The organism is Bowmanella yangjiangensis (assembly GCF_018531185.1).
Lineage (GTDB): Bacteria > Pseudomonadota > Gammaproteobacteria > Enterobacterales > Alteromonadaceae > Bowmanella > Bowmanella yangjiangensis.
On record NZ_JAHDJU010000002.1, the window covers coordinates 899818 to 912041 of the forward strand.

8 protein-coding genes are annotated in these 12224 nt (G+C 50.9%); 5 read left to right on the forward strand and 3 right to left on the reverse strand.

Annotated elements, in window-relative coordinates:
• Positions 1–306 precede the first annotated feature (306 nt).
• From KJY73_RS13440 to KJY73_RS13450, 3 genes are all read right to left on the reverse strand, one after another.
• Complete coding sequence (locus KJY73_RS13440; RefSeq protein ID WP_214344652.1) at positions 307–495, reverse strand: delta-class carbonic anhydrase; 189 nt, start codon at positions 493–495, stop codon at positions 307–309.
• A 231-nt stretch (positions 496–726) separates the two neighbouring features.
• Positions 727–1395: a type 2 periplasmic-binding domain-containing protein gene (locus KJY73_RS13445; protein ID WP_214344231.1), complete on the reverse strand. Its 669-nt coding sequence runs from the start codon at positions 1393–1395 to the stop codon at positions 727–729.
• Between the two features lie 128 nt (positions 1396–1523).
• On the reverse strand, positions 1524–2570 hold the full coding sequence (locus KJY73_RS13450; protein ID WP_214344232.1) for an acyltransferase: 1047 nt from the start codon (positions 2568–2570) through the stop codon (positions 1524–1526).
• Between the two features lie 245 nt (positions 2571–2815).
• Between KJY73_RS13450 and KJY73_RS13455 the strand changes: the two genes are divergently transcribed.
• From KJY73_RS13455 to KJY73_RS13475, 5 genes are all read left to right on the forward strand, one after another.
• A complete protein-coding gene (locus KJY73_RS13455; RefSeq protein WP_214344233.1) occupies positions 2816–5341 on the forward strand; it encodes a TonB-dependent receptor in 2526 nt (841 codons plus the stop codon).
• Between the two features lie 51 nt (positions 5342–5392).
• Entirely contained in the window at positions 5393–7675 is a 2283-nt protein-coding gene (locus KJY73_RS13460; protein ID WP_332874205.1) for a beta-N-acetylhexosaminidase, read from the forward strand.
• Positions 7676–7874: 199 nt separating this feature from the next.
• A complete protein-coding gene (locus KJY73_RS13465) occupies positions 7875–8414 on the forward strand; it encodes an RNA polymerase sigma factor (RefSeq protein ID WP_214344234.1) in 540 nt (179 codons plus the stop codon).
• A 19-nt stretch (positions 8415–8433) separates the two neighbouring features.
• Positions 8434–9444 (forward strand): FecR family protein, encoded by a 1011-nt coding sequence (locus KJY73_RS13470; protein WP_214344235.1) that lies wholly within the window; start codon positions 8434–8436, stop codon positions 9442–9444.
• 129 nt (positions 9445–9573) lie between these two features.
• Entirely contained in the window at positions 9574–12219 is a 2646-nt protein-coding gene (locus KJY73_RS13475) for a TonB-dependent receptor domain-containing protein (protein WP_214344236.1), read from the forward strand.
• Positions 12220–12224 lie beyond the last annotated feature (5 nt).

Consider the following 12224-nt stretch of genomic DNA (forward strand, 5'->3'; position numbering starts at 1 on the left):
GGGCTATGCCTTTTGAGTCCGGCAATGCTCCTTTTCGCTTTATTACCTATTCCATGATTCAAGTGGTTCCAACGTCGCTGTAATTTAAAGCTGCAACGAGCAAGCGGTTGCCTTGCTCGTTGCGTTTTCATACTAATCCGGTGATCAGTGTAGCGGCGACATAAGCTTAGGATGCACCACCAACTTGCGCACACCTTGGGCGTGATCTTCCTCAAACTCGTTGTTTTCGCTCCACTGGCTGAGGCTGTTGATGTCTAACTTGGTGCATTGTGGTCTGGCGCTCCAGGTTATCTGTAGTGCAGAGCATTAGTGCTGTTCATATTTGGGGCCAGTGGCAGAACCTAAATATTCAACCGGTGTGCCGGTATCTATTGGTAGTGTCTTGGGCTGATGGTAGCCCGTGGCTTGATAAGCCTCATAGCCAAACTCATTAAAGTTGGCCGCTCCAGTGTCGTTCACCAGAGTGAATACCTGAGTTTCTACTCGCAGATTCAGGTTAGTATTGTTCGGTCAAACAATAGCCCAGGCCCGTCCTGGTGTAGCGTTGCAGGAAGTATGAACCCAATACACTTCAACGGTGTCACCTGGCTTAGAATCTTTGAAGTGGGGTACAAGTTCTGTGGGGGCAGGTTAGCTTCATTTTATTGCCGTTATACACGGGTCATACATCTTAGCTACTCTAAAATGCGTGCCGGTAGCCTCAAAACAATGCTCTCTTCTGATTTTTCACTTATTACTAGTGGTTATTTTAGGCAAATCATCTAAGCAGGCTTTATTAACGAACAGTGTAATTGGGGTTTCCAGCAAAGTATTTTCTGACATCTGCAGTTTGGCTTTGTTATCGCGTTCCAACCCGGCAAAGCTGATGTCGTCCAGCATCGCCATATACACTCTGTTTAGCAGAACCATCTGTAAGCCGGCTTGTACGGATTCAACATACACGATTGGTATTTCTGCATCTTCGAATTGCTGAACAAACTCTGAGCTCTCTCCTGTGCGTAGCAAAGCTAAGCTTTTTCCCGCTAATTCGCTTAGTTGCGTCCAGCCGAATGAGGATGTTTGTGACAGCCTGACTAATCTGATTTTAATCGGCTGCTGGGACAACTCTACAGTGAAATAGTCCGAAGTCTTATTGGCCGGATAAAAGCTAGCGCACCAATGGCCGCTGTCGATACTTGCATAGGCCCGTTTGGGAGGCACAAAGAGCGGTTTCCATTGTCGCTGTGGGATGGCCGATTCCAATAATTCAAACGCCAGGCCGCCCTGAGGATGGGTAATGGTCGTAAAGGGGGGATATTCTACTGCCAGTACTTCAATGGACTGATATTGTGCCCGGAGCTGCCAGGAAGTGGTTAGCAACAAGAGTAAAAACAGGTGCTGTACGGCATATTTCATGATGACAGGCTAATCCACGGCATAATATCGATGAGAGTCTTGTATAGCATAGCCAAGGATTAAGCGGCGATTCGACTTTAAAGGTAATCAATACATGTTGTTTATGGAAGGTCTGTCTGAGCTGGAAATTAGCGGGGTGTCTGGGTAATCAGAGAGGCTTTCAGGTATTTTGAGCTAGCATGGCGATAAGTCACACAAGCAAGCAGTGATAAACCGAATACCAGAGGGATTTGCACTAACATCTTCGTGATGTCACCCAACATGAATTTTGCCATCAGCATCTGACTGATATCGAGGAAGATGGGATGCACCAGATAAATCCCAAAGCAATAAGGGGCTAAAAAGCGAGTGTATGCGGCGAGCTTTTGATGAGGTCGTTTAAATAGATACCAGGCGCATACACTGGCTGCCAACACAGGCAAACTCAAGTACTGGTAGCTATAGATGGCGCCCAATGCGGGGTATTCGCTAAGTTGAATATGTGCCAGACGGGCAATAATAACTACCATCAGAACAAAAGCGGCCAGCAACGCCAAGCGCCCCTGATTGCTGGGGCGTCCCCACATGGCGGCACCCAGCATGAAAAGTGGGATATAACCAATAAACCACATGGGCCATGGCCAGTTGTCACCAAACCACTGGTAGCCAAGGGTATAGAGGGTAGAGGCAGTTACCGCTGTGGCCAGATAAAAGCTTGAAGAAGGCGCATGGCTGGCTTTTAGCAACATCATCAACCAGCGAATCAGCGGCGTGGCGGCGTATAAGCCAACCAGCATAAATAAATACCAGAGGTGAAAGTAGGGCATACCGCCCAGCAGATTATCCAACAGCTGTGAAGGCGGCACAGGTTGGTGTTTTACCTCGCCTTTAAGCAGTGTCCAGCCACTGTAGAACAAAGACCACAAGAGCAATGGCACAGCAATACGGGCAACCCGCTTACGATAGAAATTGGCGACTGAATCAAGGGGAGGATGCAGTAGCAGGGCTCCCGAAAGCATCACAAACAGTGGAATGGACACTCGACTGAATGAATCGAGCAAGTTCGCCAGCCACCAGGCTCCGCTATCCAAAGGTAAACGACTGACGCCACTGGCACTGACATGCAAGACAATTACCGCAATGGTAGCAACTACCCGGATTTGGTCAGCAGAAAGGGAGTACTGGTTGTCTTGCATGGTCTGTTTAGTGATTCAGTCCGTTGAGTCTGTGGGGTAATCCTCGGTTATTCTGCCAGAAGCCTTTCATTATCTCTATGGTGCCTCACACATAAGGGGCGAATTGGACATCATCAGCACGCGCTAGTCAGCATATTTTTAACGTAATTTTTTCATTCTATTCCCAAATTGCTTGTTTGGTTCGTTTTAACAAGGTCGGCGAATAACAGCGTTCGCCAATAATCCATAAACCTTGAGAGAAGAACATGCATCAACGGAATCATAAAGCACACCCACTCAACCCCATTGCCAGCGTTCTGGCTCTGTCTTTATTGGCGACGCCGGTTGCCTTGGCTCAGCAAGAGGAAGTGGCGGAAACTAAGAAGCCACCCAGCCTGTTGGATCTAGAGCGTATTATCGTGACCGGTGCCACCGGCCGTGGCCAAACCAAGCTGGAGTCATCGGTTTCTATTACTACCTTAAATGCAGAGCAGCTTGAGCGTGAGCAGCCACTGGGGACGGCGGATTTACTGGAAGTGATCCCGGGTTTTTGGGTTGAAGATTCCGGCGGTGAGACCAACAACAACGTGGCTCCCCGTGGTCTGCGGGGCGGCGAAGGTTTTCGCTACATCGGCGTGCAGGAAGATGGCTTACCTGTCATCTATGACGGCATCTGGGTAGACTTTTTCCAGCGCCAGGATATCACTATTGAGCATATGGAAGCGGTTCGCGGCGGTACCAGCGGCTTGTTAACCACTAACGGTCCAGCGGCCTTGGTTAACTTCATCACTCGTAAGCCAGGCGAACAAGCTGAAACGTTGTTAAAGCTGTCCACGGCTGACTATGGAATGTACCGCGCTGATTGGTATTACGGTACTCCTATCAATGACGACTGGAAGATGTCGGTGGGGGGCTTTTATCGCCAGTCAGACGGCGTGCGCGACACCGAGTTTACTGCGGACAAAGGTGGTCAGGTGCGGGTCAATCTGATCAGAGAATTTGAGCGTGGTCAGCTGACGTTATCCGCCAAGCATTTGGACGACCACACCACCTTCTATGTACCTATTCCATTGCAAGACCAAAGCAACCCTAAAGGTATTCCTGGGGTAGATCCTCGTCATGGCACCTTGCTGGGTAAAGATCAGCAGAAACTGCGTTTCTTAAAATCCGACGGCAGTTATCTGGAAAGAGACTTGGAAGACGGTCAGCACACCAAGTTCACCACCGCAGGCTTCAATCTGGATTGGGATCTGTCTGACAACTGGTACATGACGGCCGCCGGACGTTACTCCAAGTTTGAGAATGACATGTACATTCTGCTGAACTTTGATAACTCCACCTTAGTGGATGCCAATGCCCGTTTGGGGCAGGCCGATGTGACTGGCATGTTGTCACAGTTTGCCAGCCAAGGTGCCGTGCGGGCTGCTTATCGTTATGTTGGCTCAAATGAACTGGTGGATGATCCGTCCAGCATGAACGGCAATGGTTTGGTGACGACGACTTATCCTTTGTTCTCTCGCTTTGAAGGCGATCAGTGGGTTAACAAGCTGAACTTCACCTATGAAAATGAGCGTCATAGCCTGACCATGGGCTGGCTGTACGCCCATGTTGATGCAGACGATCTGCCGGTGGATAAGTGGGAGTCATTTTTCCTGACTGAGGTCAGGGATAACGCCAGACGTTTGGATATTGTGGCCCTGGATGCCGCTAACAATGTTGTAGGCCAACTGACCGACAAGGGTTCCACGGGTTATGCCCCAAGTTGGGGACAAGCCACTGCATTCGGTACGTCCAAGTCTCACTCTTTCTATATCAACGAGGAGTTCCAAGCCACTGACAACCTGCGTCTTGATGCGGGTGTCCGGGTGGAGCGGCTGACCCTTGACAGCACCGGCTCTGGTACTTTGTTTGCTCAGCCGGTTGCCGGTGCCTTTGATGCCAATGGCAACGATGTAGACAACAACCTGGCGAACAATTATACCGACATGCCGTCGACGACGTTCTACAGCAAGAGTATGTCCGAAACTGAAACAGCCTGGACGGTCGGTTTTAACTACACCTTTAACGATGGTGTCGCCATGTTCGGCCGTTACGCCGATGCGTTTGAGATGCCACGTTTGTTGAGTCACGGGCAAACCATTCACGCCGGTAACGACGCCAGCTTTAATGACACCATCAAGCTGACGTTTGGTGAGTTAGGTTTGCGTTATGCAGGTGAAACCATTGGGGCCTCTGCCACCTTGTTCAGAACCAAGTTTAACGATCTGACCGAGCGTAACTTTACCGGCAGTAATGGCCAGGTAGCGAATCAGACTATTGATACCGTCACCGACGGTGTTGAGTTTGAGGCGGTCTGGGAAGTGCATGAAGACTTCCGGGTTGATATTACCGGGGTGTATCAAAAGCCAGAGATGGAAGGCTTTGAAGGCGAGTATAGCCACTGGGAAGGCAACCAGGTGAAACGCACACCCAAGCTGCAACTGCGTGTCACACCCACCTACTATTTTGATAAAGGTGATGTGTACCTGACCATGCATCATTTGGGCGACCGTTACTCCGATGGTGAGAACCGTTTTGAGTTACCGGCTTACACCACATGGGATGCGGGAGTGAATTACCGTTTGGCTGACAACATTCGACTGCATGTGAAAGCCACCAACCTGACCGATGAGATTGGTCTGACTGAGGGTAATCCACGCGCCATTAACGATCAGCAGGCCGGGTACGAGTTCTACTATGCCAGGCCGATTCTGGGTCGTACTTTTAGTGCGTCGGTTACGTTCGATTTCTAAACAACGGATAGCGGCGCAGCAGCGCCGCTTTTTTCAAGGAGATAAGAGACAGTGCGCTCTATAACTAAAATCCTACAGGTTGGATTTTGCTGGTTGATGTTAGGCACACCGGCACTGGCTGATTCATCCATAGACTTAATGCCTTTGCCTCAATCTCTGACCTGGCAATCCGGTCAGTTTGAGGTAAACGCGCAAACTCGTCTGGTCTACAACAGCCCGCAAGCCCAGGAAGTGGCCTCGCTGTTTTCAACCTGGCTGCAACCTACCACGGGTTACCTTTTGCCACTGACCAAGACGCAAGATGCCAACACTATTGCCTTTGTACAAACTGAGGGGGATGGCAAAGATGAGTCGTATCGTCTTAGTGTGACGCCCAAGCAGATTACTCTGACTGCCAACAGCCGGGCGGGGCTGTTTTATGCCATGCAGACGTTAAGGCAACTAATGCCAGCTGAACTGGAAGGCATGCAACCTATCAATCGTGCTGCCTGGCAGGTGCCCGCCGTGCAAATTGACGATGCCCCGCGTTTTGCTTATCGCGGCATGCATCTGGACGTCAGTCGGCATTTCTTTGATATCGCCTTTGTTAAACGTTATATCGACTGGCTGGCGCTACATAAATTCAATCGTTTTCAGTGGCATCTGACTGATGATCAGGGCTGGCGAATTGAAATCAAAGCCTATCCTAAACTTACTTCGGTGGGCGCATCGCGCAAACACACGGTGGTTGGGCATACCTACGATTTTCAGCCGCTGTTTGACGACAAGCCGGTAAGCGGCTTCTACACCCAAGAGCAAATTCGTGACCTGGTGGCATATGCTGCCGCCCGTCATGTGGAAGTGATCCCTGAAATTGATATTCCAGGCCACAGCACCGCAATAGTCGCGGCTTACCCAGAGCTGTCCTGTCATGGGCAGCCGGTTGATGTAACCGGGCAATTTGGTATTTTTGAACAGGTACTTTGCCCTACCGAACAAAGCTTCAACTTCCTGCGTCAGGTCTATCAGGAAGTGGCTGAGCTATTTCCGGCGACCCGCATCCATATTGGTGGTGACGAGGTATTTAAGAAGCAATGGATGGCCAGTGAAGAGGTGGCCAAGCTGATGCAAGAGCAAGGACTGGAAAGCCCTGAGCAGGTGCAAAGCTACTTTATCCAACGGGTAGCCGATATTGTCACCGACCTTGGCAAGATTCCGGTCGGCTGGGATGAGATCCTCGAAGGTGGCGCAGCCAAACAGGCCAACATTATGTCCTGGCAAGGGGAGGAAGGGGGCATTGAGGCGGCCAGACTGGGGCATGACGTGATTATGAGCCCGTATCAGTGGTTGTATTTTGATGCCTACCAATCACGCTCGCTGGATGAACCTAAAGCCATCCACGGTTTAACCCGACTCAAACAGGTTTACGATTACGACCCTCTGCCGCAGAGTTTAACCGCAAAGGAACAGGCCCGTATTCTTGGCGCACAGGGAGCACTTTGGACCGAATACGTAAAAACGCCAAGGCATGCTGAGTATATGGTGCTACCGCGCCTGGCAGCGCTGGCCGAGGTGTTATGGTCTCCAGTTGGGCAGCGTAGTTGGTCATCTTTTAGTGCTCGCTTGCCGGCTTTACTTAAGCGCTATCGCAGCATGGGATTAAACCCTTCGGTGAGTGCTTACTATCCGATAGCCACTGCACAGATTAATGCCCAGGCCAAGTTGCTGGTGGACTTGCATACCGAGATAGCTGGATTACCTATTCATTACACTTTGGATGGGCAAGCTGTTGCCATCGGCTCACAGCGCTACACCGCGCCTTTGCAAATTGATAAGCCCACGACATTGCGCGCCAGTGCCTGGGTTGACGCCGAGCGCAGCCTGTTAGGTGAGGTACAACTTAGTTTGTCGCCTCATAAAGGATTGGGCAAAACGGCCCGTTTTGTTCATGCCCCGGCCGAGGGCAGTGAACAGCGCTTGCTGGACGGCGTGCTGGCCAGCGACCAGTTTTATGCGGTGAACGATTTTACCCTGCTGTACGGGGTGGATTTAGATGTCAGTGTCGATCTAGAAGAATCTACCGCCCTTAGCAAAGTCATACTGGGCGTAGATGCGGGCATGCATCGGCAATTGCATCCACCCAGGCAGGTGAAGGTCTATTTGTCTGATGATGGACAGCAATGGCAACAGGTTGCGCAGTTGAGTGAGGCACAAATTCAGGGGCCGGTTCTCAGCCTGACTTTCCCCACCCAACAGGGACGCTTTGTTAGGGTGTTTGCCGAGAACCGCCAGGACTCCCATGATCCGCAAATCCCTTTACTGCCACTTTATATAGATGAATTACAAATCTGGTAACGGCTTGAGATACCAGATGGGTTAAAAGTTGCCCTCTAGTCAGCCGGTTAGCCTTTATTGCTAGGCGGCTGACATTTTTCTGAAAAAATCTTACTCTGCCATTCCCAAATTGCTGTGTTGCTTCGTTATAGTCCTTACCGGTATTAGAAAAAAGAGAGCCGTATGTGTTGGAGTGGAAGGATGTTGTCGGGGGGAACGTATGGCGTTAATTGATTCCTCGTCATCAGCCAGTATCGACCACAACGAAGAAGTCAGCCGCCTGTATAAGCGTCACCATCAGCAACTGGTGCGTCATATTGTGGCTAAAGGCTTACCGCTGCGTGAAGCCGAAGAGGTGGTGCAAGAAGCCTTTGTAAAGCTGTTGGGGCTGGATGATCAGAAGGTGCAAAGTTACATCCGCGCCTATTTGTATAAAATTGCCACTAACCTGGCTATCGACAAGTTACGTAGGGCTGCACGCAGCCCCGAGTGTCAGGAACCGGGCCTGGAGTTGGCGGATGCCGCCGACCCGACTGATTCCCCGGAACAATCCAGCCATAACCAGCAGCTTCTTAGAAAGCTGTCAGTTCTATTAGAAGACTTGCAGCCCAAATGTCGCCAGGCGTTTTTGCTGTATAAGGTCAATGGCTTGGATTACGACGTCATTGCAGGCCAGTTGGGCGTATCGCCCAGCATGGTCAGAAAGTATGTATTACAGGCTGTGCGTTATTGTTACGACAAGCTTCAGGACCAGTTATGACAAGCAGGAAATCGCACCCATGAATGATGTGCAGTTTGATAAAGAGAAAGTGGCTGATGAAGCCGCTGAGTGGTTATTGCGCTTGGAAGAACAGGATTCAGTTCAAATGCAGGAGGCATTTGAAAAATGGTATCAAGCATCACCTGCGCACCAACAAGCCTTTGATAAGATGCAAAGTCTCTGGCAGTTAGCAGACCAACTGCCGTCTGTGGAGCTGCAAGCTCAACAGCAAACCTCTGTCGTGCCCCTGAATACGAAAGCGGCGCGCAAGCCTCGCAACTGGCAGTTAGGATTTGGACTGGCTGCAGGGCTGGCCTTGGTAATAGGTTTTACGCTGTTTTCTACTCAGCAGCCAATACAATCTGTGCCTTTGGTCGCCAATAGTCAGCCGCAAACGCTGCGTTTCTCAACCGATGTCGGCCAGTTAGACAAAGTGCAACTGAGCGACGGCAGTTGGCTGCAGTTGGGTGCCCACAGCGAGCTATTGGTGAACATCAGTGCGCAGCAGCGTCATATCGAGCTCCTCAGCGGTGAAGCCCGATTCGAGGTGGCAAAGGACACCAGCAGGCCTTTTATCGTCAGCCATCAGGGGCATCAGGCCATCGCCCTTGGGACTATCTTCGATGTGAAGGCAGCAAGAATGGCAACTCATGTCAGCGTATTGGAGGGCAAAGTATCTGTTGAAGGCGGCATAAAACAGGCTCCGGTGACATTACTGACCGCAGGCCAGCAGGTGTCGATTGAGCAGGATGGCAGGCTGTCTGAAGTGATTAAGAACAGTCAGTCTTCTGACTGGGTGGTAGGGCGCCTTCGCTACACTAATGCACCTTTGGCAGATGTGCTTTTTGATGTGCAACGTTACAGTCATCTCTCACTGCATATCAACAGCGCTAAGGTGGCTGCCTATTCTTATACCGGCAGTATAAAAAGCGATGGCATTGAATCCTGGCTTCAAAGTTTACCCAGGCTGTATGAACTGAGTTTGCAGCAAAGCGCCGATACAGTGGTATTAACCGATCGGATACCGTGAATCTGGTATGCCGATATGGTAAAAATACTGTTTATCAGTGGTTAAGCGGGATGATGCCGCGTTGTCCGGATTATGAGTGGCTTGTGCAAGCCAACGCCTAGATGGCGGGCTTTATTGCTCGGCAGCGCAGTGCTGCTTGGATGGCCCAGCCTTTCCCTCGCCGAGCCACAATACTTTGAGCTGCCGGCAGATCAACTGCCGCAAACCTTGATTCGCCTTGCCGAGCAAGCGGATCTGCAAATCAGCATTCGTGATGCTGCCATGCAGGGCACAACCCCCGCGCTTGCAGGACATTTCCGCCTAGCTGAATTACTGGATAGGCTGCTGGCCGGTAGCAACCTGACGTTTGATATTGAGCAGGGCCATATTCTGGTATTTGCCAGACTCGCCGAGCCCCCTAAGGATACGCAGGAAAGCTGGAGTCATTTGCTGGTGACCGGGCAGAGCTCGCAGCGACGCTCTGTACTGGACTCTTCGCTTTCTGTTACTTACCTGTCCAGCGATACCCTGCATTTATTGGCCCCGGTCAGTACCGCCGAATTACTGCAGCAGACCACAGGCTTTTGGGTCGAGGATTCGGGGGGCGAAGCCAACAACAATGTCGCGCCGCGGGGGCTTAGAGGTGGCGAAGGTTTTCGTTTTATTAGCCTGATGGAAGATGGCTTGCCGGTGGTTTACGACGGTGTTTGGTCAGATTTCTTCGTCCGTCAGGATCTGATGACTCAAGGGGTTGAAACCATCCGTGGCGGCAGTAGCGGTATTTTTACCCTGAACGGTCCTGCTGCCATGGTGAATTTACTGGGCTATCGGGGGGGCTCTCAGCATGCCGGGAATCTGCTTTACCGACAGGGAGTGGATTATGGCTACTCCCGACTTGATCTCAGATTCGACGGTCCGCTTGGCGGAGACTGGCACTACGCTGTAGGTGGGTTTTACCGTATCGCCGATGGTGTTCGCGACCCGGGCTTTAACACCGACCGGGGAGGACAAGTCAGCGCCAGAATCAGTCTGCTGCAAGACGCACAAAGTCTGGAATTGGTTTTCAAACATCTAAACGACAATACCAGCTTTTTTGCGCCGTTACCGATGAAGAACTTTGATTCTCCAACAGGGGTTGAAGGCGTTAACGCCACGCACGCCACTATGCTAAGTGATGATCTTCGAACCCTGCGATTTGAAACACCAAAAGGCGAGGTTTTTCGCGATTTGACCGATGGCCAACATACAAGAATGAATAGTATCAGTCTGTATTATGAGCGGGATCTGGCTGAGGGCTTAGTGCTAAACAACAGATTGCGTGCGTCGGATCTCTATAACAGCCTGTATACCGTTATGAATCTCGGTAACGATACCTTGCTTGATGCTAATGCGCTGCTTGATGCCCCGGTACTCCAAGACTTTCTGACATCCATACCCCAAGCCACCGCCTTGAAATATCGCTATACAGGTAGCGGCGAGTGGGTGGACAACCCAGGGCTGCTCAATAGCAATGGCTTAGTTACATTCTCTTATCCCTTGTATTCTGAATATGCTGCGCACCAATGGTTGAATCACCTCAGTGTGGATTATCAGTGGCAGGAACACAGCCTGACGATGGGGCATATATATGCGCATAGTCACTTTGATGCATTGCCACTTGATCAGTGGCAGGGCAAAGTGCTTACCGATGTGCGTCATCGTCCCCGGCGTTTGGATATTGTGGCGGTTGACGCAAGTGGCTCGGTACTGACCAGTTTCACTGATCGGGGGATGTGGGACTATGCCGGGCCAGCTTATTTGCAAGGCAACGGGAAGCTAACCTCTCAATCAATATATGCCAACCTCGAATATCAATGGAATGATGCGTGGATTTGGGACATTGGCGCCCGGCATGAGCGCTTGTCTTTATCATCCGAAGCCTACACAGATAAACTTTTCACCCTGCCTTCAGGGCAAGTCTCTCGTTATTTAAGCGGCTCGTCATTTAGCCGCTCGGCCGAGTTCCGGCAAACGGCCTGGAGTTTTGGGGTGAATCATAAATTGTCTGACTGGTCGGCAACTTTTATCCGCATGGCCAGTGCCTTTGAGATGCCGAGGTTACTCAATTTTGGTAATCAGTTGGGGTGGGGAGACTACGAACAGACTATTCCTGATGACCTGGGCTTTGGCAGGCCGATTAAACTACAGTTTGTCGAATGGGGCGTGCGTATGGCCGATGCTCAATGGAGTCTCGCTACTACCTTGTTTCAGACCCGCTTTAATCCACTCAACTTTACCGTTTACCGAGGCGTTGAACGTGAGCAGCAGAGCGTCATGATTGATACCCGCACCATAGGTCTGGAATTTGAGCTTGGTTACCGAGCGAGTGAGTCCTGGCAGGTGGACGTGCTGGGCGTATGGCAACAGGCCCGTTTTGACGGTATTCCCGACTCCTTGCCCGAGCATGTTTATAACGGTAATCAGGTAACCCGGACCCCGGCTTTGCAACTACGTGTGATGCCACGCTATCGGTGGAATGACAAAGAAGCCTATCTGGTGTGGTCTTATGTGGGAGAGCGCTTTTCCGATGTGGCGAATGACTTTGCCTTGTCGGCCTATCAGAAGCTTGATGTGGGGGTAAGTTGGCAGTTTCTGCCTGAACTTAAGTTGTCATTGTCAGCGAAAAATCTCACTAATACCCTGGGACTAACCGAGGGAAATCCCCGGGATGACTTGAACCAGCGAGACAGTGCGTACTTTTATGCCAGACCCATATTCGGTCGGCATATCAGTCTGGCGTTGGATTGGCGTTATTAGGTCAA